24 protein-coding genes and 1 tRNA gene are annotated in these 22139 nt (G+C 47.5%); 17 read left to right on the top strand and 8 right to left on the bottom strand.

What is annotated here, in order from left to right:
- The 16 genes from F8H35_RS03885 to atpE all read left to right on the top strand — a co-directional run.
- The coding region (locus F8H35_RS03885) for an EF-Tu C-terminal domain-related protein (protein ID WP_472572159.1) at positions 1–251 on the top strand (251 nt) is incomplete at its 5' end.
- A 49-nt stretch (positions 252–300) separates the two neighbouring features.
- On the top strand, positions 301–465 hold the full coding sequence (rpmG, locus tag F8H35_RS03880) for a 50S ribosomal protein L33 (protein ID WP_121169299.1): 165 nt from the start codon (positions 301–303) through the stop codon (positions 463–465).
- Positions 466–486: 21 nt separating this feature from the next.
- Positions 487–562, top strand: a tRNA-Trp gene (locus F8H35_RS03875).
- A gap of 61 nt (positions 563–623) precedes the next feature.
- Complete coding sequence (secE, locus tag F8H35_RS03870; RefSeq protein WP_472572235.1) at positions 624–806, top strand: preprotein translocase subunit SecE; 183 nt, start codon at positions 624–626, stop codon at positions 804–806.
- 11 nt (positions 807–817) lie between these two features.
- Entirely contained in the window at positions 818–1558 is a 741-nt protein-coding gene (gene nusG, locus F8H35_RS03865; protein ID WP_472572234.1) for a transcription termination/antitermination protein NusG, read from the top strand.
- Positions 1559–1573: 15 nt separating this feature from the next.
- Positions 1574–1999 (top strand): 50S ribosomal protein L11, encoded by a 426-nt coding sequence (rplK, locus tag F8H35_RS03860; RefSeq protein ID WP_472572233.1) that lies wholly within the window; start codon positions 1574–1576, stop codon positions 1997–1999.
- 53 nt (positions 2000–2052) lie between these two features.
- A complete protein-coding gene (gene rplA / locus F8H35_RS03855) occupies positions 2053–2775 on the top strand; it encodes a 50S ribosomal protein L1 (RefSeq protein WP_472572232.1) in 723 nt (240 codons plus the stop codon).
- 184 nt (positions 2776–2959) lie between these two features.
- The gene (gene rplJ / locus F8H35_RS03850; RefSeq protein ID WP_472572231.1) at positions 2960–3490 is read left to right on the top strand and encodes a 50S ribosomal protein L10; all 531 of its coding nucleotides are present in this window, start codon (positions 2960–2962) and stop codon (positions 3488–3490) included.
- Between the two features lie 48 nt (positions 3491–3538).
- A complete protein-coding gene (gene rplL, locus F8H35_RS03845; RefSeq protein ID WP_472572239.1) occupies positions 3539–3916 on the top strand; it encodes a 50S ribosomal protein L7/L12 in 378 nt (125 codons plus the stop codon).
- Between the two features lie 114 nt (positions 3917–4030).
- Positions 4031–8362, top strand: coding sequence for a DNA-directed RNA polymerase subunit beta (gene rpoB / locus F8H35_RS03840; protein ID WP_472572230.1), 4332 nt, complete (start codon positions 4031–4033; stop codon positions 8360–8362).
- Positions 8363–8413: 51 nt separating this feature from the next.
- Positions 8414–12859 carry a DNA-directed RNA polymerase subunit beta' gene (gene rpoC / locus F8H35_RS03835; protein WP_472572229.1) on the top strand — a complete coding sequence of 1482 codons (4446 nt, stop codon included), beginning with the start codon at positions 8414–8416 and terminating at the stop codon, positions 12857–12859.
- 92 nt (positions 12860–12951) lie between these two features.
- On the top strand, positions 12952–14256 hold the full coding sequence (gene hemL, locus F8H35_RS03830) for a glutamate-1-semialdehyde 2,1-aminomutase (RefSeq protein WP_472572228.1): 1305 nt from the start codon (positions 12952–12954) through the stop codon (positions 14254–14256).
- A 20-nt stretch (positions 14257–14276) separates the two neighbouring features.
- Complete coding sequence (locus tag F8H35_RS03825; RefSeq protein WP_472568647.1) at positions 14277–14486, top strand: AtpZ/AtpI family protein; 210 nt, start codon at positions 14277–14279, stop codon at positions 14484–14486.
- Complete coding sequence (locus tag F8H35_RS03820; protein WP_472572227.1) at positions 14483–14866, top strand: hypothetical protein; 384 nt, start codon at positions 14483–14485, stop codon at positions 14864–14866. The genes F8H35_RS03825 and F8H35_RS03820 overlap by 4 nt, the downstream gene beginning before the upstream one ends.
- Positions 14851–15522, top strand: coding sequence for a F0F1 ATP synthase subunit A (gene atpB, locus F8H35_RS03815; RefSeq protein WP_472572226.1), 672 nt, complete (start codon positions 14851–14853; stop codon positions 15520–15522). Before F8H35_RS03820 ends, atpB begins: the two co-directional genes overlap by 16 nt.
- A 23-nt stretch (positions 15523–15545) precedes the next feature.
- Positions 15546–15890: an ATP synthase F0 subunit C gene (gene atpE, locus F8H35_RS03810; protein ID WP_142934125.1), complete on the top strand. Its 345-nt coding sequence runs from the start codon at positions 15546–15548 to the stop codon at positions 15888–15890.
- 53 nt (positions 15891–15943) lie between these two features.
- Here atpE and F8H35_RS03805 read toward each other — a convergent pair whose 3' ends face one another.
- From F8H35_RS03805 to F8H35_RS03770, 8 genes are read right to left on the bottom strand one after another with little or no spacing between them, the layout of a single operon-like run.
- Positions 15944–16450: a BCAM0308 family protein gene (locus F8H35_RS03805; protein ID WP_472568650.1), complete on the bottom strand. Its 507-nt coding sequence runs from the start codon at positions 16448–16450 to the stop codon at positions 15944–15946.
- Positions 16451–16496: 46 nt separating this feature from the next.
- Positions 16497–17351 carry a tRNA (5-methylaminomethyl-2-thiouridine)(34)-methyltransferase MnmD gene (locus F8H35_RS03800; RefSeq protein ID WP_472572225.1) on the bottom strand — a complete coding sequence of 285 codons (855 nt, stop codon included), beginning with the start codon at positions 17349–17351 and terminating at the stop codon, positions 16497–16499.
- A complete protein-coding gene (locus tag F8H35_RS03795; protein ID WP_472572238.1) occupies positions 17351–17638 on the bottom strand; it encodes an MTH1187 family thiamine-binding protein in 288 nt (95 codons plus the stop codon). Before F8H35_RS03795 ends, F8H35_RS03800 begins: the two co-directional genes overlap by 1 nt.
- A gap of 8 nt (positions 17639–17646) precedes the next feature.
- The gene (locus F8H35_RS03790; RefSeq protein ID WP_472572224.1) at positions 17647–18120 is read right to left on the bottom strand and encodes a bifunctional nuclease family protein; all 474 of its coding nucleotides are present in this window, start codon (positions 18118–18120) and stop codon (positions 17647–17649) included.
- Positions 18113–18469, bottom strand: coding sequence for a hypothetical protein (locus F8H35_RS03785; RefSeq protein WP_472572223.1), 357 nt, complete (start codon positions 18467–18469; stop codon positions 18113–18115). Before F8H35_RS03785 ends, F8H35_RS03790 begins: the two co-directional genes overlap by 8 nt.
- On the bottom strand, positions 18436–18735 hold the full coding sequence (locus F8H35_RS03780; protein WP_472572222.1) for a hypothetical protein: 300 nt from the start codon (positions 18733–18735) through the stop codon (positions 18436–18438). Before F8H35_RS03780 ends, F8H35_RS03785 begins: the two co-directional genes overlap by 34 nt.
- The gene (gene miaB, locus F8H35_RS03775; RefSeq protein WP_472572221.1) at positions 18725–20053 is read right to left on the bottom strand and encodes a tRNA (N6-isopentenyl adenosine(37)-C2)-methylthiotransferase MiaB; all 1329 of its coding nucleotides are present in this window, start codon (positions 20051–20053) and stop codon (positions 18725–18727) included. The genes F8H35_RS03780 and miaB overlap by 11 nt, the downstream gene beginning before the upstream one ends.
- 37 nt (positions 20054–20090) lie before the next feature.
- The gene (locus tag F8H35_RS03770; protein ID WP_472572220.1) at positions 20091–20828 is read right to left on the bottom strand and encodes a YiaD family glycine zipper/OmpA-like lipoprotein; all 738 of its coding nucleotides are present in this window, start codon (positions 20826–20828) and stop codon (positions 20091–20093) included.
- A gap of 58 nt (positions 20829–20886) precedes the next feature.
- Between F8H35_RS03770 and F8H35_RS03765 the strand changes: the two genes are divergently transcribed.
- Positions 20887–22137 carry a glutamate-5-semialdehyde dehydrogenase gene (locus tag F8H35_RS03765; RefSeq protein WP_472572219.1) on the top strand — a complete coding sequence of 417 codons (1251 nt, stop codon included), beginning with the start codon at positions 20887–20889 and terminating at the stop codon, positions 22135–22137.
- The last annotated feature ends 2 nt before the right edge of the window (positions 22138–22139 follow it).

The following is a 22139-nucleotide window of genomic DNA, read 5'->3' as shown; positions in this document are numbered from 1 at the left end:
TCTCCAAAGAAGAAGGTGGAAGGCACACACCGTTCTTCAACGGCTACCAGCCCCAGTTCTACTTCAGGACGACGGACGTAACAGGGAAGGTAAAGCTGCCAGAAGGCGTAGAGATGGTAATGCCTGGAGACAACGTAACGTTTGAAGTTGAACTACTCAAACCTGTAGCTATAGAGGAAGGACTCAGGTTTGCTATCCGTGAAGGTGGAAGGACAGTTGGAGCTGGCGTTGTTACTGAAATTCTTGACTAATTTTCGGGGGCCCTGCCCCCTTTAACAATCCTGCTTAAGGAGTTGCAAAATGGCTAAAAAGGGACCCCGTGAAGTAATACAGCTTGCCTGTACAGAGTGTAAGCGCAGGAACTATTCCACAACAAAGAACAAGAGGAATACTCCAGATAGACTTGAGCTCAGGAAGTACTGCCCTTGGTGTAATAAACACACCTTGCATAGAGAAGTGAAGTAGGTTATATTTCCTGTTACAGGTAGGCCAGTAGCCCAATTGGTAGGGCTCCGGACTCCAAATCCGGCGGTTGGGGGTTCGAGTCCCTCCTGGCCTGCCATTTATTTATTTTTCCTTTTTTATTAAAATCCCCCCTGTAAACTTAAATAAAAGAGGTTTTTATGTCTCCTGTTCAATTTTTGAAAGAAGTAAGGGAAGAACTGGGAAGGGTCACTTGGCCTACAAAGGAAGAAGTTGTAGAAGCTACAACGGGAATAATTGTTTTCTGCGCTTTTATTGCTGTTTACTTCTGGATATTGGATACGATTTTCTCCAAAGGTCTTGAGCTGATAATTGCTAAATAGGGGAGTTAATAATGGCAGATAAAAAGTGGTATTCGCTCCATGTTCAGTCCGGATTTGAACACAGGGTTAAGGCAAATATTCTGAAAGCCTTAAGGGAAGCTGGAAAAGAGGATAAAGTAGAGGAAATTTTTATACCTGCTGTTGAAAAAGTTGTTTTTAAAGCTATGGGGAAGGAAAAGGGGGAGCTCCCCCTCCACAGCGAGGAACCCCGCATATTTGAAGTTGAAGGAGAGGAAGGGAAAAAGGTCGTTTTTAGAGTAGAAGACGGTAAGGTTTTTGTTGAGTCCTGCGAGTGTGAGAAGAAAAAATGCATTCCGGATAAACCTATAGAAAAAATAGGTCAGAAGATAAAGTGCCCTGAAAACAGGGTTGAGGCCAAGATAGAGCTCCGCGACAGACTCTACCCCGGCTACATCTTCATAAAGGCCGATTTAGATAAAGACCTTCAGAGCCTAATAAGAAGAGTTCCAAGAGTTTTAGGCTTTGTAAGTGCAGGAGGGAAGCCTGTTGTTGTTAGTGAGTCTGAAATTACAGCAATAAAAGAGAGGCTCAAGAGAGGAGTTCCTAAAGTTAGGAAGCTCAAGTTTGACATTGGCGACAAGGTGAAGATTAACGAAGGACCCTTTATCGGATTTGAAGGAACCATCTCAGAGATTGACCCTGAGCACGAAAAGCTTATAGTTTTGGTGAACATTTTTGACAGGCAGACTCCCGTTGAGCTGGAGTTTGACCAGGTAGAGAAAATAAGCTGATAGGCGGAGGATACAATGGCTAAGAAAGTAGTGGCTGAGGTTAAGCTTCAGCTGCCTGCCGGAGAGGCGAGCCCTGCACCACCTGTAGGTCCTGCTTTAGGTCAGCACGGTGTAAACATCATGGAGTTCGTTAAGGCCTTCAATGCTGCAACTGCAGACAAGAAGGGTCTTATCATTCCTGTAGTTATTACAATTTACGCAGACAGGTCTTTTGACTTCGTTCTCAAAACTCCCCCTGCTTCTGTTCTCATCAAGAAAGCTGCAGGAATTGAGAAGGGAGCTCACCAGCCCAAGAAGGAGTGGGTAGGACAGATTACAAAGGAACAGCTCAGGCAGATTGCAGAGCAGAAGATGCAGGATCTCAACTGCTACGACATTGAAGCTGCAATGAGGATTATTGCAGGAACGGCAGAGAACATGGGAGTAAAAATCGTAGACTAACGGAAACACTACCACCGTTTAGGTGGGAGGCATAAAAGCCGAAGGAGGTAGAGATGCCGAAACACGGAAAGAAGTATATGAACGCCCTTGCCCTCATTGACAGGGGTAAGCAGTATCCCCTCAAAGAGGCCATCTCCCTCGTTAAGAAGATGGCAGACGTTACAAAGAGGAACTTTGACCAGACGGTTGAGATGGCCGTTCGCCTCGGCGTTGACCCCAAGTATCAGGATCAGATGGTAAGGGGAAGCGTAGTTCTCCCACACGGCCTTGGAAAGGAAAGAGTAGTTGCCGTAATTGCTCAGGGAGAAAAGCTCAACGAGGCGAAAGAGGCTGGAGCCGACTACGTAGGCGGAGATGACCTCATCCAGAAGATCCAGCAGGGATGGTTGGACTTTGACGTTTTAATTGCGACCCCCGACATGATGGGTAAGGTAGGTAGGCTCGGTAGGATTTTAGGTCCAAGGGGGCTTATGCCAAACCCGAAGACAGGAACTGTAACTTTTGACGTTGCAAAAGCAGTTAAGGAAGCAAAGAGCGGTAAGGTTGACTTTAAGGTTGAGAAGGCAGGTATTGTTCACGCTCCAATTGGGAAAGTTTCCTTTGATGAGGAGAAGCTCTACGAAAACGCTGTTGCTCTTCTTAAGGCTATTCTTGCCGCTAAGCCTTCTGGAGCTAAAGGACAGTACGTGAGAAGTGTTGCTGTTGCTGCAACTATGGATCCCGGCGTGAAAGTTGACGTTTTTGACGCAGTTAACGCAGCACAATCTGCAGAGTAGGTGTTGACAACTGAGATTTTCTGAATAGAATTACCGCTGCCAGCGGAAAGACCGGTTGAAGAGGGTAGGTGCATAGCTTAAATGCCCTGAAAAGGGCAGCCTACTGAGACCGGCGAGGAAGCTTTACCCCGCCAAACTATGCCCACCCTCTTCACCCCGCCAAACCCATCGGGAGGTAACTCCGTTGAAAACGAGGAAACATAAAGAACAGATAGCACAGGAGCTGAAAGAGAAGTTTGAGAAAGCTCCGTTGGTTATCCTTACAAACTTTCAGGGTATGACTGTTGCCGAATCAAACGCCCTAAGGCGCAAGCTCAGGGAAGCAGGAGCAGAGTATAAAGTTGTAAAAAATACCCTTATGCGCTACGCCTACCCCGGAACTCCTGTTGAACAGATAAAAGACGCATTTGTTGGCCCTACAGGAATTGTTTTTGCCTTTGATGACATTGTTGCTGCTGCTAAGGCTCTGAAAGAGTTTATGGAAGGAGAAGATTCAAAGCTCAAGTTTAAGGCTGCTGTTGTTGAAGGAAAAGTTGCCGACTACAACATGATTAAGCAGCTGGCAGAGCTCCCCAGCAGAGAAGAGCTCCTTGGTCAGCTTGCATTTACACTCAAGTATCCTGTCAACGCTGTTGCCTGGTCTCTTGAGAACCTCTTTACAAAGCTTGTTACAGTGCTTGAAAACATCAAGGCTGAGAAAGAGGGAGCAGCTTAAAACGGAGAAAATTTTTGAATACTTACAAGGAGGAGCGAAATGGCTGAAATCACAAAGGAGCAGATCATTGAAGCTATCAAGAACATGACAGTTCTTGAGCTTGTAGACCTCATCAACGCTATTAAGGAAGAGTTTGGCGTATCCGACATGCCTGTTGTTGCAGCTGCAGGTCCTGTTGCTGCAGGCGGTGCTGCTGGAGCTGCTGCTGAGGAGAAAACAGAGTTTGACGTTATCCTCAAGTCTCCAGGAGCCAAGAAAATTCAGGTTATCAAGGTTGTAAGGGAAATTACTGGTCTTGGACTTAAAGAGGCTAAGGAGCTCGTTGACAACGCTCCCAAACCTGTAAAAGAGGGCGTATCTAAGGAAGAGGCTGAGGAGATCAAGAAGAAGCTTGAGGAAGCTGGAGCTGAAGTAGAGATCAAGTAAACAGGTTGAAACCAACATCGGTTAAGACTATAATTTATCGGCTGGGAGACTGCCTACAGGGGTAGTCTCCCTTCTGTCATTTAAACCCAAAAACTCTTTGAGGTAGAGGAGACTATGGGAAAAGTCCAGAAAACAACTCCCTCTGTAAGAAAAGAAAAAATAACAATCCTTCCGAGGAAAAGTTTTGCGAAAAGGGAAGAAAAATACCCGGTTCCAGATCTTCTTCAGTTTCCCTTTGAGTCTTACGAAAGGTTCCTTCAGCTCAACAAAGCTCCCCACGAAAGGGAAAATGTAGGTCTTGAATCTGCCTTCAGGCAAGCTTTTCCCATCGTTGATGAGGCTACAGGCGTTGAGATCCACTACAAAGGCTATGAAATAGGGGATTGGTACTGTAAATGCGGAAAGTTCCAGGGCCTTGGTGGTAAAGGGGTTGTCTGTCCTAAGTGCGGAATGGAAGTTGTTTTCCGCCCAAAGTATACGCCAGACGAGTGTAAAGAGAGAGGGATTGACTACAGCGCTCCTTTAAGGGTTCTCTTTGAGCTCCACGTATGGCAGAAAGACCCGAAAACCGGCGAAAAGATTGCTCCGATTATCAAAGAAAACAAGATGTACTTTGGGGAAATTCCCCTTATGACCGACAGGGCAACGTTTATCATAAATGGAACGGAAAAGGTTGTTGTAAGCCAGCTCCACCGTTCTCCCGGTCTCTTCTTCAAAAACGAGGTTTCCAAAACTACACAGGTTGCCCGCATAATTGACATAGCCAGCATAATTCCTGCAATGGGCTCCTGGTTAGAGTTTGAGATTCCTTACAACGATATTCTCTACGCAAAAATTGATAGAAAGAGAAGGTTCATAGGAACTTACCTCTTAAGGGCTTTCGGCCTTAGGACAGACGAGGAAATAATCAACGTTTTCTACGGGGATGTTGTTGAGAAACTGAAAGTTGAAAATGGCGAGATAGTTGATGCTGAAACCGGAGAGGTTAAGGGCGAAGAGGAGTTAAAGGACTACTACCTTGTTTCAGATATTGTTGATCCTGAAACTGGAGAGGTTGTTCAGGAGGCTTACGAGGAGCTCTCCACAAGCTCAAGGAAGCTTCCTGAGGGAGCTGAGTTTAAGGTTATCAATAAGAAGAAAACCCCTTACGGTGCGGTAATTGTAAACACCCTCAGGAAGGAAAAGAGAGACAGGGTTCGGGAGAAGATAGAAGATCCTCTCATTGCCGCTTACGTTGAGATATTCAGGAAGGTTCGCCCCGGAGATACTGCTACCGTTGAAGGAGCAAGGAAACTCTTTGAGTCTATGTTCTTCAGCACAAAGAACTATGACCTTTCAAGGGTTGGTAGGGCTAAAGTTAACGAGAAGATTTACCCGAAGGAGAAACTTGAAAAGCTTACAAAAGAAGACCTTAAAAACATTGAGTGGCTTCCGCCTCTAAGAGTCAGGGAAGACATACTTAACGAGGAAGGAGATATTGTCATTCCTAAAGGAACTCTCATCACTCCTGAAGTTGCCCTTAAGCTTGCGGCGGCAAAAGTTGAGGAGATTCCCGTTGAGCCTGATTACGACGATGCTGGAAGACTTCTCCACAAGGCAGACATTGTTGGTGCCGTTAAGGCCCTTATGGAGGTTCACGCGGAGCTCCGCCCCTACGACGACATAGACCACCTTGGAAACAGAAGAGTTCGCGGAGTTGGAGAGCTTGCTGAAATTGCCTTCAAGTCTGGCCTCTTCAAGCTTGAAAAGGCTGTTAAGGAGAAGCTTGCAGTTGCAGATATAGACTCTGTAATGCCTCAGGATTTAATCAACCCGAGAACTGCCCTTAACCCGCTGAGGGAATTCTTTACCCTTACTTCACTCTGCCAGTTTATGGACCAGACAAACCCACTTGCTGAAACAACCCACAAGAGGAGGCTCTCAGCGTTAGGTCCTGGCGGTTTAACAAGGGAGAGGGCCGGCTTTGAAGTCCGCGACGTTCACCCATCCCACTACGGCCGTATCTGTCCAATTGAAACACCTGAAGGTCAGAACATCGGTCTTATCAACTCTCTCACTACTTACGGCCGTATCAACTGGTTGGGCTTCCTTGAAACTCCATACAGAAGGGTTGTAAACGGAAAAGTTACAGATGAGATCGTCTACATGACCGCAGAGGAAGAGGAGAACTACGTAATTGCCCAGGCCAACGCTCCTGTAGATGAGAACGGATACATAACCGCCGATACGGTAATGGCCCGCCACAAGGCGGAGTTTAAGCTCGTTAAGAGGGAAGAAGTCCAGTTTATGGACGTTTCACCAAAGCAGGTCTTCTCAGTTTCTGCTTCTCTCATTCCCTTCTTGGAGCACGACGACGCCAACAGGGCCCTCATGGGTTCAAACATGCAGCGTCAGGCCGTTCCCCTCATCAAAACGGAGGCGCCACTCGTTGGAACGGGAATGGAGAAGGAGGTTGCCCTCTACAGCCGTTCTGCTGTTGTGGCAAAGCGTTCTGGCGTTGTAGAGAGCGTTACTGCCGATAAGATAATTATTAAGGTTGACCCCGAAGAGCTGGAAGAGGGTGGCCTTTCTGTAGATACCGGTTTTGACGTTTACAACCTCAAGAAGTTCCAGAAGTCAAACCAGAAGACCTGCATCAACCAGAAGCCGATAGTTAAGAAGGGGCAGAGAGTTAAAAGAGGGCAGATAATTGCCGACGGCCCATCCATGGAGAACGGAGAACTTGCCCTCGGTAAGAACGTCCTTGTGGCCTTTATGCCCTGGAGAGGTTATAACTTTGAGGACGCTATCCTCGTCAGCGAAAGGCTCCTGAAGGATGACGTTTACACGTCTATTCACATTCAGGAGTTTGAGTGTGAAGCTGTTGAGACGAAGTTAGGTAGGGAAGAGATAACAAGGGATATTCCGAACGTTTCCGAGGCTGCACTCAGGAACCTTGACGAGTCTGGAATTGTAAGAATTGGAACCTACGTTAAGCCTGGAGACATCCTTGTTGGAAAGGTTACTCCTAAGGGAGAACAGGTTCTTACTCCTGAGGAGAAGCTCCTTCAGGCAATCTTCGGTGAGAAGGCTAAGGGAGTTAAGGATACTTCCCTCAGGGTTCCCCACGGCGTTGAAGGTGTTGTTATTGATGTAAAGATCCTCTCAAGGAAGGGTGAGGCTAAAGACCCGAGAACTCAGCTCATTGAGGCTGAAGAGAAGGCGAAATTAGAGAGGGAAAAGCAGGAGGAAATTAACCTCATTAAGAAGGATAGGGATAGAAAAGCTGCTGAGCTTATCCTCGGCAAGAGAGTTCGTGAGGATGTTTACGATGCTTCCGGAAACCTCATCATCTCAGCCGGTGAGGAGATTACGGAGGATAAGGTTGACGCCCTTGTCTTCTTTGCCCTCAGGAAGCCTTCAATAATTGACGATGAGGAAGTGGCTCAGGAGCTTAAGAGGATCAGACTCCAGGCCGTTGACAAGATTACCCTTGTTGAGAACATCTACGAGGAGAAGAAAGCTGCCCTTGAGATGGGCCACGACCTTCCTGCAGGAGTTAACAAGAAGGTTAAGGTTTACATTGCCACGAAGCGTAAGCTCACGATTGGCGACAAGATGTCTGGTCGCCACGGTAACAAGGGTGTTATCTCCCAGATAAGGCCTGTTGAGGATATGCCTTTCCTTGAAGATGGAACTCCTATTGATATCGTTCTTAACCCCCTTGGTGTTCCATCCCGTATGAACGTTGGTCAGATTCTTGAGGTTCACCTTGGGCTTGCTGCAAAGGCACTCGGTAAGAAGATTGAGGAGCTCCTCAAAGTTGGCCTTGAAAAGGTAAGGGAGGAGCTGAAGGCCATCTACAACGACGAGAGGATAAGCAAGCTCATAGACTCCCTCTCCGACGACGAGCTGAGGGAGGTTGCTAAGAAACTTGCCAACGGAATCAGGTTTGAGTCTCCTATCTTCAACGGTGCAAAAGAGGAGGAGATCAAGGAGCTCCTCAGGCGTGCAGGACTTCCTGAAACAGGACAGCTCACAGTTTACGACGGTCTCACAGGTGAGCCTTTTGACCAGGATGTAACTGTAGGATACATGTACATGCTCAAGCTCATCCACCTTGCCGACGATAAGATCCACGCCCGTTCAACAGGTCCATACTCTCTCATTACACAGCAGCCCCTTGGCGGTAAGGCCCAGTTTGGTGGCCAGAGGTTTGGAGAGATGGAGGTGTGGGCACTTGAGGCCTACGGTGCTGCCTACACCCTTCAGGAGATGCTTACAGTTAAGTCCGACGACGTTGAGGGCCGTTCAAGGGTTTACGAGGCAATCGTTAAGGGCAAATACTCCTTTGAACCGGGGCTTCCTGAGTCTTTCAACGTCCTCGTTCGCGAGCTCAAAGCCCTAGCCCTTGACGTTAAGTTCATCAAAGAGCTTGAAGAGGAAGAGGGAGAATCTCAAGAGTAGATTTGAGGGGGCTGAGCCCCCCTTTTTAAACCCCTTTAGGAGGAGCCTGTAGTGAGCAAGAGAGAGATAATCTTCTCTGAAGAGCCGAAAACTTTTGACTTTGACGCCGTTGAGATTGGACTTGCTTCACCTGAGCAAATAAGGGCGTGGTCTCACGGAGAGGTTAAGCTCCCCGAGACCCTTAACTATAGAACCTTAAAGCCTGAAAAGGACGGCCTTTTCTGTGCCAGAATTTTTGGCCCCATAAGGGACTGGGAGTGCCTCTGCGGGAAGTATAGAGGTTCTAAATACGCAGGAGTTATCTGCGACAGGTGTGGAGTTGAAGTAACCCTCTCTAAGGAGAGGAGAAGGCGCTTTGGCCACATAGAGCTTGCGGCTCCCTGCACCCACATATGGTACGTGAAGTCTGTTCCCAGTAAGATTGGAGCTCTCCTTGGCCTCTCAGTTCGCGAAGTTGAAAGGGTCGTTTACTTTGAGAGCTACATCGTTTTAGACCCGGGCGACCTGGGAGAGGCTGTAGAAGAGGAAGGAAAGCCTGTTCTTAAACAGTTCCAGCTCTTAACAGAAGAGGAGTACAGAGAGTTAGTTGAAGAGTACGGAGAGGAGGCCTTTGAGGTAGGAATTGGTGCCGAAGGGATAAAGAAGGCTCTTCAGAAGGTTAACCTTGAGGAGCTTGCAGAGGAGCTCCGTGAAGAGATCAGGATGTATTCCGGTGAGATCTCCTCAATCAATGCAGATCTCCAGAAAAAGCTCCCCAACGTCTTTAAAGCTGCAGTGGAAACCCTTTCCTACTACACAGGTCTTTCTGAAGACACAATAGTTGGAATTGTTAAGAACGTTTTAGTTGTTGTTACAGACCCGGGAGATTCCGGCCTTGAAAAAGGGCAGATCATTGAATACTCACAGTACAAAGAGCTTAAGAATAAGGTAAATATTGAAGTTGAAAAGGGCGGAAAAGCCCTTGAGTGGTATGTTGATTTCCTTGTTGAACAGGGCAAAATCCAGAGCAAAGAGCTTGTTAAAGAAGAGATAAGAAGGGCCACAAGGAAAGACACAACAGAGGCCAAGCTCAAGAAACTGGTTAGAAGGCTCAAGATAGTTGAAGGATTCCTCAACTCAAACAACAAGCCTGAGTGGATGGTTCTTGAGGTTCTGCCGGTTCTTCCACCGGAGCTCCGTCCCTTAGTTCCCCTTGAAGGTGGAAGGTTTGCAACCTCAGATCTTAACGACCTATACAGGCGGGTAATAAACAGGAACAACAGGCTCAGGAGACTCAAAGAGCTTGATGCCCCAGACATCATCATCAGGAACGAGATGAGGATGCTTCAGGAGGCCGTTGACACCCTTATAGACAACGGCCGCCGCGGAAGGCCCGTTAAGTCCTCAAAGGGCCATCCATTGAAGTCCCTCTCCGATGTTTTAAGAGGAAAGCAGGGAAGGTTCAGGCAGAACCTGTTAGGTAAGAGGGTTGACTACTCTGGCCGTGCTGTCATCGTCGTAGGACCAGAGCTAAAGATGCACCAGTGTGGCCTGCCGAAAATCATGGCACTTGAGCTCTTCAAGCCATTCATCTACAGGAGGCTTGAGGAGAAAGGTTACGCAAACACGATGAAGCAGGCCAAGAAGATGGTTGAGAGGCAGGAGCCTGAGGTCTGGGAGTGTCTTGAAGAGGTAATTAAAGAACACCCTGTTCTCCTCAACAGGGCTCCAACCCTCCACAGGGTATCAATTCAGGCCTTTGAGCCTGTTCTTGTAGAGGGTAAGGCTATCCAGCTCCACCCGCTCGTCTGCCCGGCGTTCAACGCAGACTTTGACGGCGACCAGATGGCCGTCCACGTTCCGCTCTCCTTAGAAGCCCAGCTTGAGGCCTACACACTCATGCTTTCAACACAGAACATCCTCTCACCAGCCCACGGTAAACCTTTAGCCGTTCCTTCTCAGGATATGGTTTTAGGCCTTTTCTACATGACGCTTGAGAAAGAGGGGGCAAAGGGAGAGGGTAAGGTATTCTCTTCTGTTGATGAAGTCCTCAAAGCCCTTGACCTTGGAGAGGTTGACCTCCACGCCCGTATAAAGGTGAAGCTCCCTACCAACAAAACAGAGAGCGGAAAAGAGGAGATTGTAGAAACAACCGTAGGAAGAGTTAAATTCAACACACTCCTTCCTGAGAACTACCCGTTTGTTAACAAGGTTATGACCAAAAAGGCCGTTGCAGCCCTTATCTCAGACGTTCACAAGAAACTGGGTAACGAAGTTACAGTTGATATGCTTGACCGCCTTAAAGAGGCCGGTTTCGTTCAAGCTACACTTGGCGGCCTTTCAATTGGAATTGATGACCTTCACATTCCACCAACCAAGAAAGAGCTCATTGAAAAGGCTAAAAAAGAAGTTGCAGAGATTGAGGAGGGTTACAGGAAAGGTCTCCTCTCCAAAGATGAGCGCTATAACAAGATAGTTGATATCTGGACAAGGGTTACAGAACAGCTTACCCGTGACATGATGGAGTACATGGAAAACCACGACCTCAACGCCCGTGGAAGGCTTCCAAACAACGGTAAGTTCAACCCGGTGTTCATGATGCTCCAGTCTGGAGCTCGTGGTAACGTCACACAGATCCGTCAGCTTGCCGGTATGAGGGGGCTTATGGCCAAGCCTTCCGGTGAGATTATTGAGACGCCGATTATCTCCAACTTCCGTGAAGGTCTTACAGTCCTTGAGTATTTCATCTCAACCCACGGTGCAAGGAAAGGTCTTGCAGATACGGCCCTTAAAACCGCCGATGCCGGATACCTTACCCGTAGGCTGGCCGATGTTGCTCAAGATCTCATCATCACTATGGAGGACTGCGGCTGCGAGGACGGAATAGAGGTTTCAGCCCTTATAGAGGCAGGTGAGGTCGTCATTCCACTCTCCAAGAGAATCGCAGGAAGGGTTGCAGCAGAAGATGTTGTTGACCCTGTAACCGGTGAGATTCTCGTCAGGAGAAACGAGGAGATCTCTGACGAGGTTGCCCAGAGAATTGAAGACCTTGGCATTGAGAAAGTGAAGATTCGTTCCGTTCTTACCTGTAAAGCACCTTTTGGCGTCTGTGCTAAGTGTTACGGTAGAGACCTTGCAAGGCAGAGACCCGTCCAGCTTGGAGAAGCCATCGGTATCATTGCCGCCCAGTCTATCGGTGAGCCTGGAACACAGCTGACGATGAGAACGTTCCACATTGGTGGTATTGCTATGCGGGGTGCCGAAGCCTCTGAGTACAGGGCTAAGCACGATGGAACTGTGAAGATATTTGACGTCAACACGATTACAGATGAGGAAGGTAGAGTTATCGTAATCAACAGGGCAGGTAAGATTGCTGTTGTTGATGAGAGCGGTAAACACCTTGAGCGCTACGACATCCCATACGCTGCTGTTCTCAGGGTTAAAGACGGTGATAAGGTTCAGAAAGGGCAGATACTTGCTGAGTGGGATCCCCACGCCATTCCTATCCTTGCATTAAGGAGCGGAACAGTCAGGTATAAAGACATCATTCCCGGCGTAACGGTTTCTGAGACTGAACCGGTTATCCTTGAGTACAGGACTCTTCCCTACGAGCCGACGATAGAGCTCCTTGACGAAGAGGGCAACGTCGTTGACTTCTATCCTCTTCCTGTTGGTGCCCGGATAATGGTTAAGGAGGGGCAAAAGGTTAAGATTGGAGACCAGCTTGCAAGGCTTCCAAGGAGAATTGGGGGAACTAAGGACATTACAGGTGGTCTTCCAAGGGTTGCTGAGCTCTTTGAGGCAAGGAGACCTAAGGATACCGCCATCCTTGCAGAGATAAGCGGTAAAGTCTACGTGGAGACTGAGAAGAACAAGATAATTATTACGATCCTTGACCCTGAGACGGGAGTTAAGAGAGAGTATGAAGTTCCGAAGGGTAAGTACATCTACGTAAGAACCGGAGACTTTGTTAAAGCTGGAGAGCCCCTGACAGACGGTCAGCTCAACCCCCACGACATCCTAAACATCCTTGGAGAGAGGGCCGTTGCCAGGTTCCTCTTAGACGAGATTCAGTCCGTTTACCGTGCTCAGGGTGTTGACATCAACGACAAACACTTTGAAGTGATTATCAGGAAGATGCTCTCTAAGGTAAGGATTGAGGACTCTGGAGACTCCAACTACTTAGTTGAAGAAGTTGTTGACAGGCATGAGTTTGAAAGAGTAAGGGAGCGGCTCTTTAAGGAGGGTAAGAGGCCGCCTAAGGCCAAGCCCGTTCTTACAGGAATTACAAAGGCTGCCCTCTCTACAGACTCCTTCATCTCTGCTGCTTCATTCCAGGAGACTACGAGGGTTCTCTCTGAGGCTGCCATTGCCGGCAAGAGGGACTACCTGAGAGGTCTCAAGGAGAACGTAATAATCGGTAGGCTCATCCCTGCCGGAACGGGAAGGAAGGAGTACAGGAGAGTTACCTGGGACTACTGTGAGCAGGCAGAAGCTGGGGAATCTCAGGAGCAATAAGTCTTAACTGCTAAAACAGTATCGGCCCCGCCCCGTGCGGGGCTTTTTTATTTTGGTACCATTAGCTCCAGAAATCGGGAAGGAGGTTGAGAATGAGGGTTGACCGTTCAAGAGCTCTCTTTGAAGAAGCAAAAAAATACATACCGGGTGGAGTGAACAGCCCTGTTAGGGCTTTTAAGTCTGTTGGAGACGTTCCCCGCTTTATTGCAAAGGCTAAAGGCTCCCACATCTGGGATGTTGACGGAAACGAGTATATAGACTACGTCTGCTCCTGGGGGCCTATGATTTTGGGACATGCCCACCCGTCAGTTGTTGAGGGTATTAAGGAGCAGGCTGAGAAGGGGACGAGCTACGGAGCTCCCACCGAATTAGAAGTAGAACTTGCAAAGATGATAGTTGACCTTGTTCCCTCTGTTGAAAAGGTGCGTATGGTCAACTCTGGAACAGAAGCAACAATGTCTGCAATAAGGCTTGCAAGGGGATATACTGGAAGAAACAAGGTCATAAAGTTTGAGGGGGGATACCACGGCCACGTTGACGCCCTCTTAGTTAAGGCCGGCTCCGGTTTGACGACCTTTGGAGTTCCAACAAGCCCTGGAATTCCTGAGGACTTTGCAAAGCACACAATCACAGTTCCCTTTAACGACATTGATGCCCTCAAGAAAGTTATTGACGAAGTTGGAGACGACGTTGCCGCCGTTATTATGGAGCCCGTTATGGCAAATGCAGGGCTCATCATTCCTGAACCGGGATTCCTTGAGAAAGTCAGGGAGCTGACGGCTGAGAAGGGAATTGTCCTTATATTTGATGAGGTTATCACAGGCTTCAGGCTCTCTTTAGGGGGAGCTCAGGAGTACTTTGGGATAACCCCTGACCTTTCCTGCTTTGGAAAGATTATCGGCGGTGGCCTTCCTGTTGGAGCCTTTGGCGGAAAGGCTGAAATTATGGACTACTTAGCCCCCGAGGGACCTGTTTATCAGGCCGGAACCCTTTCTGGAAACCCACTTGCAATGGTTGCAGGGATAAGGACGCTGAAGGAGCTCCAGAAGCCCGGCGTTTACGATGAACTCAGGAAGAAGACTGAGAAACTCTCTGAAGGCTTGAAAGAGGCTGCGAAGTCTGCTGGAATCTACGATAAGCTCTGCTTCAAGCAGATTGAGAGCATTTCCATAGTTTACTTCACCCCCGTTGACGTTAAGAACTATAAAAATGCCCTTACCTCAAACACAGAAGCCTATGCCAGGTTCTTTAGGAAGATGTTAGAGCAGGGAGTTTACTTAGCTCCGTCTCAGTTTGAGGTTGCCTTTATGTCAACAGCCCACACAGACGAGGACATTGAGAAGACAGTAAAGGCTGCAGAGGTTGCCTTTAAAGAAGTTTCCGATATGTTAAGTTAACCGCGTTTTTCGGGAGAGCAGTGGGAAAGCTTAAAGACTACATAGAGAGAACGTCCTACATGATGGTGGGGGTTCAGTTCGCCCTCGCCATCTTCATCGGCCTTGCCATAGGCTACTGGTTGGATAAAAAACTCCACACTTTTCCTTGGTTGACAATCTTCTGGTTCTTCATAGGTTTAGCCGCCGGATTTAAGAACGTTTACAGGGAGCTTAAGAAGATATCCAGATGAGGGAGTTTGAGAGCTTTATTAAAACGTTTACCGTTGTGGAGCTCCTTTCCTTTTTCTTCGGTTTCCTCATCTCCTTTGTTTTTAAAGGTTTTTCAAACTTTACGCTCTCCTTTATTGCAGGCTATCTGGTTATGGCCTTTGACTACTACTTGCTCGTTAAATTCTCCAGGCGCCTTCCGCAGCAGGTTCTTGCCGGCTACTTTCCAAAACCCGGATTCTTCTGGCGCTACCTCTCCATCATTCTTATCCTTGTTGGCTTAAGTCTGTTTACTCGCTTAGACTTCTTTGCTATAATTTCGGCGGTTGCGCTGAGCCAGTTAGGGCTCTTTGTCTCCGTTTTAGTTCACCGTAAGGAGTGGAGGAAATGGAAGGAAGCGTGATAAAGATTGTGGGAATCCCAGACCACGTTACAATGACGTGGCTTGAGATGGCTGTTGTCCTTACGTTTGCTTATATCCTTGGTAAGAACCTGAAGAAGTTTCCTGATAGAATCCAGTATATTTTTGAATCCCTTACTTCTTTCATCGTTTACACACTTGAAGATGCAATGGGAAGCTACGGAAGGAAGTTCTTCCCTCTTATTTCAGGCCTCGCAGTATTTATTCTTGTTGGAAACCTAATGGGGCTAATTCCTGGCCTTGCCCAGCCGACGGCAAACCTCAATACAACCCTTGCCCTTGCCATCATTTCATTCCTCGTTTACAACTATGAAGGTATTAAGAAGCACGGCTTTATCAACTACTTTAAGCACTTCGCCGGACCCATTCCCTGGATGGCTCCACTGATGTTTCCAATTGAGGTTGTTTCACACCTTTCAAGGATCCTCTCTCTCTCCTTCCGTCTGTTTGGAAACATGTTCGGCGATGAGATGGTTGTAATGGTTCTCCTTATGTTAATTCCGTTTTTAGTTCCTGTTGCAGGTGAGTTTATAGTCTTTGCCAACAGCTTCCTCCAGACCTTTATCTTCTGTATATTGACTGTTGTCTACATTGCAACTGCAATTGAGGAGCACGAGGAAGAACACGTAGGTTATTAATAGAAACAGGAAGGGAGGTACTGATGAAAAAGAGTTATCTCAAGAGCATCCTCTTTACGCTCTTCCTCATGGTTGTAGGAGCTCTCCCGGCTCTTGCAGGTGAGGGAGGAGCTGAGTCTGGCAAGGCCCTCATCTTAGGTCTTTCAGCAATCGGTGCAGGCCTTGCTATCGGTCCTGCTGCAGGTGGTGCTGGTGCCGGACAGGGTCAGGCTGTAAGGGGTGCCTGTGAGGGAATGGCAAGGAACCCTCAGATGGCTGGTAAGCTTACAACTACAATGTTTATTGGCCTTGCTATCATTGAAGCACTTGCCATCTACGGTCTCGTTATCGCCCTCATTCTCCTCTATGCTAACCCACTTGCTGGCTAATTGTCTGGTGTAGGAAGTGAGGCTGCCCCCGCACATGCGGGGGCTTTTTATTTTTAGTGGTCTCTGTGCCAGAAAACCCTTGCAAGCTTTTCACCTTCGTTATACTTAACCTCAAAGTTTCCTTTAAATGCTCTGTTTACCGCCTCTCCGATGTGGCGAGCAAGATGTTCGCTTGTGGTTGCGATTTCGGTTGTTCCGTCTTCCTTATCTTCAATCCAGAGAATCCTCTGGAGAGGCCTCTGGGACATTACCTCATCAACAACGTTCTTTATCCTGTTGAGAATTTCCTCCCTGTGGTTTTCAAAGAACTTCCCGCTCAGGTAAACAAATCCGCCGGGATACCTATCCCTCTTCCTTCTACAGGCGGGGCAGAGGGATCTGTTTGCGTTCTCTGGAACGGGCTCTGGGAGCTGCTCGGGCCACTGCCAGCGGCCGTCTTTAAATACTGCTCCACACTCCTCGCAGACAGTCGGTTCTGGGTATTTTCTTTTTTCGTAGTAGGGATTGTCACTCTCCCAGGTGTACTCCTTCCTTCCTGCAGGAACATACTTGTTTCCCATTCTACCCTCCTCACGTTTTTGTTCTCTACTCTTAAATTAGTTCCTTTCAGTAGAGAACTTCCAGAGGGAAGGGGCGAGAGAGGAGTTTTACGCACCCTTCCCTTCTATGCCTGATTAGTTCTGAAGGATCTGAGAGAGTTGAATCTCTAAAGGGAATAGATGTGGGAAGTTTAAACTTTTCAAGGAGCTTCTCTTGTGTTTTAAAGGAGGGAGAGGCGACCGTTGACCGGGATTTTCTCCCTACTGCTACTCCCTCTTTTACTCCAAAGCCTGCCATGTGGAGAGCTCTCCTCACGGCCGTTGAAGCCGAGTAGGTGGCAAGTATTCCTGTCTCTTTTGTCATTTTCCTTATTCCCTTGAAGAACTCGTAAGTCCAGAGCTCCGGGTTTACTTTTGGCGAAAAGGGGTCGTGAAAAACGGCGTCAGCAAAGTTCTCATATTTACAGGAAAATTCCTTCAGGAATTCTCTACCTTCTGTTATGTAAACCTTCAGTGAAATCTGAGGAGTTTCTGTTGATAGGGCTAAAACGCCTTTTTCACAGTGTCTGTTCCTGAGAGCTCCCCTCAAAACCCACTTCCATTTGTTAAACCTTTTCCAGTCAAGATTAAGGGACTTCTCAATTACTGAGATGTCAAACTCGAAGGAAACTATTTTCAGTTTGGCTTTTGGGTTTTCTGAGAGGGCTTCGTCTATAAAGGCGACTGTGTTGTACCCGAGGCCGAAGCAGACGTCTAAGAGGTGAACTTTCCCTTTTCTTGCCTTTTCCCTTATCCGACAGGGCTTGCAGAACTTCTCTACCGCCTCTGTGAATGCACCGGCCGTTACTGAGTGGTAGGGCTCTTTGAACTTTTCAGAGAACAGGGTTAAAGAGCCGTCTTCTGTCTTTACCTCTTTTACCATCAGAGCTTTTCTTCTACGGCTTTAACTTTCTCCTCTATGTGGAGCTCCCTATCAATCCTTTCATCTATCCTGATTGAGGTTACTACCCGGGGAGCTCCCATCTCAAATGGAACCCTGTGCATCCTCTTTGCCGCCTCGCAGAGCTCCTCCAAACTCCCCTCAACAATTGTTCCCATGGCCGTTAGCTGGTATTTAAGTCCCATCTCCTTTAAAACTTTTATACAGCCTGCAACATACTCACTTACTCCCGGCTTTCCCGTTCCCATGGGGATGACGACAATCTCCATTACGGCCACTACTCACCTCCAAAGAGCTCCCTTATCAGCCTCTCCCACTGCTCCTGACACTCGTCCCCTTCACACTCGTCTAACGGAATTACAGAGGCCTTCTCTATTACGTCCTTTTTCACGTAAATAGGGGCGTTGACCCTTACTGCAAGGTTAATTGCGTCGCTTGGCCTTGAGTCAACCTTTAGGAGTTCGCCGTCTGGCCTTCTAACTTCAATAACGGCGAAGTAGATGCCTTTATCAAAGTCGTTAATTACAACCCTCTCAACCTCTCCACCGAAGATTGAGAGGATTTCCCTCAGTAGGTCGTAGGGGAAAGGCCTCGGCGGGACTGCTCCAAGGAGCTCCGTTTCTAAGAGTTCTGCTTCCCAGTGACCTACCCAGATGGGAACGGCAAACCTTTCCTGTTCATTACCCAAAATAATTATCGGCATTCCTGTATACCTGTCCTGGGCTATTCCGATTACGGATACCTCAACCATGGCCCTCTCCTCTGCAAAGATTTATGGCTCTATCTAAAAATCTAGCCAGATCCATCTCGCTGCACGGTTTTTCTATATGTCTTTTGGGATTCTCAATCGGGTGTTCGTGGCAATTTTCGTCAAGTTTGTCAAATCCGTATATCCTGGTTCCATCTTTAACCACAGCCATTAAGAACTTTTTTTTAGCCACGTTAAAGTAGAGCTGGATAGAACAGTTTTCTGAAATTCTGACTCTTGCCGAGTATATGTCAGGATTAATTTCTTCATCTAAGAGGGTGAGTATTCTTTTCCTTATTTCCAGATTTACTTCTTTTTTTATCTGTTCTGGAGTAATAAAAGACTTTTCCAATTCTGAAGCTCCTTCAGCTTCCTATTACAGAATTTCATTTCAGATTCTGCCTTATCCCAATCAATATAATCTTTTTCTACTTCCCATGAATAGTTTAATTTTTCAAGTTGTTTGCTTTCCTCAAATTCCTTTAAGCTCATTCCGTATTTCTTTTCAAATTTTTCAATTGTCTTCTGTGCTCTCTCAAGCCGAGTTCTCAGCTCTTTCTCAAGACTTTCAACAACGAGATAGGCAGGAAATGTTTTAAAAAACTCTTTAACCTCCAACCTTTACCTCTTTAAGAACCGGTTTACCCTTTAAGAAAAAGGGGGAGCTTTCCGTTATCTCAACCTTTACTGTTTTCCCGATAAGCTCCTCTCCGCCTTCAACTGCAATGGGCTTGTTGGCCCTCGTCCTTCCGTAGAGCTCCGTCCCCTTAGGGCTGAATCCCTCTATGAGAACCTCCTCAACCTTTCCAATCCTCTCTCTGTTTCTCTCCTCTGCCTGACGCTTTATGAGGTTTTGGAGCTCTGTAAGTCTTCTGTTCTTAACCTCTTTGGGAATGTCGTCAGGGAAAGTAGCTGCTTTTGTAAATGGCCTTGGAGAGTATTCAAAGACAAACCCCTGGTCAAAAACGCACTCCTCAACTAAAGATAGTGTATCCTCAAAGTCCTTCTCTGTCTCTCCCGGGAAGCCGACTATAAAGTCTCCGGAAAGGGCAACTTCTGGAACTATCTCTTTCAGCATCTTCACTTTCTCAATGTACTCTTCCCTTGTGTATCCCCTGTTCATCCTTTCCAGAATTTTGTTTGAGCCGCTCTGGGGAGGCAGGTGAACATATGGGCAGACCTTATCAATCTCCTTTATTGCCCTTGCAATCTTTTCGTTGAACCCGGCAGGGTGGGAAGTTGTAAATCTGACTCTCTCTATTCCCGGAACTTCCGAGACCATGTAGAGGAGGTCTGCAAGATCTGTTCCGCCGTAGGAGTAGAAGTCTACGTTCTGGCCTAAAAGGTGAACCTCTTTAACGCCTCTTTCAGCAAGCCTTTTAACCTCCTCCAGAACCAGCTCCGGCTTTACGCTCCTTTCCCTTCCCCTTGTAAATGGAACGATACAGTAGGTGCAGAACCTGTTGCACCCCCTCTGAACGGTTACGTAGGCAACGTAGGGGTTCTCAAGGGAGCTCTCTATAAGCGGAATTCTCTCCTCTTCTGGAATCTTAGAATGGAGAATCTCAACAACTTTTCCCTCTTCCTTCACTCTCTCAAGGAGTTGGGGAAGCTTTACGAAGTTAAACGTTCCAAAAACCAGGTCAACGTGGCCGAACCTTAGAATCTGGTCTCTCTCTTTCTGTGGAACACACCCTGCAACGGCGACAACGGTTTCAGGTCTTCTCTTCTTTATCTTTTTCAGATTTCCGATAAACGAGTAGGCCTTGTTGTCCGGCTTTGCACGAACGGAACAGGTGTTGACTATGATAACGTCGGCCTCCTCAGGGGTTTCGGCCTTTTCATAGCCCATACCCTCAAGGAGGCCGGCCATCTTCTCTGAGTCGTTAACGTTCATCTGACAGCCGAATGTCTTTATGAAATACCTCTTTGCCATCTCTCTCCTTTAACGGGGTTTAAGGAGAAATATAGTTTTAATCGCACGGATGCGGTATCTCTACCCCTTTTGGGTAGACGAGGATCTCAACTCTCCTGTTGAGAGCTCTTCCCTCGGGTGTATTGTTGGGAGCTATTGGATTCTTTGGCCCACATCCGAAAGTGAGAACTCTCGTTGGGTCAACACCGTTGAGAACCAGCTCGTTTTTAACAGCCTCTGCCCTCTTCTCAGAGAGCTTTACGTTGTAGTCAAAGCTTCCTGTGCTGTCTGTGTATCCAACAACCAGTATTACTGTGTCGGGGTTCTGGTTGAGGGTTTTGGCAATTCTCCTCAGCATCTCTTTCGCCTCGGGCTTTAACCGGTAGCTGTTAAAGTCAAAGAGAACGGAGTCTTTCATTATCAGCTTAACCTTCTGCGGCTCTTTCACAACTGCAACGGGCTTCTTCTCAGAAATTGGCGGCTGCTGAGGTTTAACTTCCGGGTTTGTGTTGTCTATGGGCTTAACTCCAACGTCGTTTGCAAGGGCTTTTGCCTGCTGGTCTAAGATGTATCCGATTGTTCCCCCTATGAGAGCTCCCGCCGCTGCACCTATCAGAATTCTCTTCCCTTTATGGTGTTTAGGGCCTGTAGCGGCTCCGACAATTCCCCCAACGACGGCTCCTATTGCAGCTCCAGTTGCCGTTTTGCTTGGTGTAGTCTGGGCTCCCTGCTGGGTAGTTGCGCATCCACCTAACAGGAGGGTTCCCGTTAAGGTCAATGCTAAAATTTTCCTCATCGTATCCCCCTTTAAAACTTTTGATTTTCAATTTAAACCTTAAACAGGAGGGAATCTAATGTTTGACGTTAAAGGAATTGCAAAACGTGCAAAAGAAGTGAGCTACAGCCTTATAGACATTTCAACGGAGGTAAAAAACAGAACCCTTCTTAAGGCTGCTGAGCTTATAGAGAAAAAGAGAGAGCTCATTCAGGAGGAGAACAGGAAAGACCTGATTGCAGGAGAGGAGAAAGGCCTTTCTAAGGCTATGCTTGACAGACTCCTTCTCAACGAAAAGAGAATTGCCGGAATGGTTCAGGTTCTAAAGGACGTTGCAAACCTTAACGATCCCGTTGGTGAAGTTGTGAAGATGTGGACACGGCCAAACGGCCTGAAAATGGGAAAGATGAGAGTTCCCCTAGGAGTTGTTGCAATTATCTACGAATCCCGTCCGAACGTTACCGTTGAAGCAGGTTCACTCTGTATAAAGAGCTCCAATGCAGTCCTTTTAAAGGGCGGTTCAGAGGCTATAAACTCAAACAGGGTTCTTGTGAATATCCTTAAAGAGGCTGCTGCTTCTGAGGGTTTCCCCGAAGAGGCCATTCAGTTCATAGATACGACAGACAGGTCTGCCGTTAAGGAGCTCCTCCTTTTAGACGAATACATAGACGTTGTCATCCCCAGGGGCGGGGAAGGCTTAATCAGGTTCGTTTCAGAGAATGCCCGTATGCCTGTAATAAAGCACTACAAGGGTGTGTGTCACGTTTTCGTTGACGAGTTTGCAGACCTTGAAAAGGCCTGGAACATCTGCTTTAACGCAAAAGTTCAGAGGCCGGGAGTCTGCAACGCAATGGAGACAATGCTTGTCCACTCAAAGATTGCCGACGCATTCCTACCAACAATGATAGAGCTCTTTAAGAAAGCTAAGGTGGAGCTCCGTGGAGACGAGAGGACAAGGAGTTACGACCCGGATTACATAAAGCCTGCAACGGAAGAGGACTGGTATGCAGAGTATTTAGACTTAATCCTTGCCGTTAGAGTTATTGACTCTTTGGACGAAGCAATAGACCACATAAACACCTACGGCTCACACCACAGCGACGCAATAGTTACAGAGAACTACACAAACGCAATGAAGTTTCTAAACAGGGTAGACTCTGCTGCCGTTTACGTAAACGCCTCAACCCGGTTTACAGACGGAAACGTCTTCGGCCTTGGAGCTGAGATGGGAATCTCAACCGACAAAGTCCACGTTCGTGGCCCTATGGGTCTTGAGGACTTAACAATTCCTAAATACATAATCTTTGGAAACGGTCAGATAAGGGAGTAGAT

Source organism: Thermovibrio sp. (assembly GCA_015488335.1).
Classification (GTDB): domain Bacteria; phylum Aquificota; class Aquificia; order Desulfurobacteriales; family Desulfurobacteriaceae; genus Balnearium.
Note: the sequence above shows the minus strand (reverse complement) of the source record. Positions and strands in the feature narration are given on the sequence as shown.

Coding starts and splice junctions, on each gene's coding strand:
- rpmG (WP_121169299.1), top strand. CDS start 301: ATGGCTAAAAAGGGACCCCGTGAAGTAATACAGCTTGCCTGTACAGAG.
- secE (WP_472572235.1), top strand. CDS start 624: ATGTCTCCTGTTCAATTTTTGAAAGAAGTAAGGGAAGAACTGGGAAGG.
- nusG (WP_472572234.1), top strand. CDS start 818: ATGGCAGATAAAAAGTGGTATTCGCTCCATGTTCAGTCCGGATTTGAA.
- rplK (WP_472572233.1), top strand. CDS start 1,574: ATGGCTAAGAAAGTAGTGGCTGAGGTTAAGCTTCAGCTGCCTGCCGGA.
- rplA (WP_472572232.1), top strand. CDS start 2,053: ATGCCGAAACACGGAAAGAAGTATATGAACGCCCTTGCCCTCATTGAC.
- rpoB (WP_472572230.1), top strand. CDS start 4,031: ATGGGAAAAGTCCAGAAAACAACTCCCTCTGTAAGAAAAGAAAAAATA.
- hemL (WP_472572228.1), top strand. CDS start 12,952: ATGAGGGTTGACCGTTCAAGAGCTCTCTTTGAAGAAGCAAAAAAATAC.
- F8H35_RS03820 (WP_472572227.1), top strand. CDS start 14,483: ATGAGGGAGTTTGAGAGCTTTATTAAAACGTTTACCGTTGTGGAGCTC.
- atpB (WP_472572226.1), top strand. CDS start 14,851: ATGGAAGGAAGCGTGATAAAGATTGTGGGAATCCCAGACCACGTTACA.
- atpE (WP_142934125.1), top strand. CDS start 15,546: ATGAAAAAGAGTTATCTCAAGAGCATCCTCTTTACGCTCTTCCTCATG.
- F8H35_RS03805 (WP_472568650.1), bottom strand. CDS start 16,450: ATGGGAAACAAGTATGTTCCTGCAGGAAGGAAGGAGTACACCTGGGAG.
- F8H35_RS03800 (WP_472572225.1), bottom strand. CDS start 17,351: ATGGTAAAAGAGGTAAAGACAGAAGACGGCTCTTTAACCCTGTTCTCT.
- F8H35_RS03795 (WP_472572238.1), bottom strand. CDS start 17,638: ATGGAGATTGTCGTCATCCCCATGGGAACGGGAAAGCCGGGAGTAAGT.
- F8H35_RS03790 (WP_472572224.1), bottom strand. CDS start 18,120: ATGGTTGAGGTATCCGTAATCGGAATAGCCCAGGACAGGTATACAGGA.
- miaB (WP_472572221.1), bottom strand. CDS start 20,053: ATGGCAAAGAGGTATTTCATAAAGACATTCGGCTGTCAGATGAACGTT.
- F8H35_RS03770 (WP_472572220.1), bottom strand. CDS start 20,828: ATGAGGAAAATTTTAGCATTGACCTTAACGGGAACCCTCCTGTTAGGT.
- F8H35_RS03765 (WP_472572219.1), top strand. CDS start 20,887: ATGTTTGACGTTAAAGGAATTGCAAAACGTGCAAAAGAAGTGAGCTAC.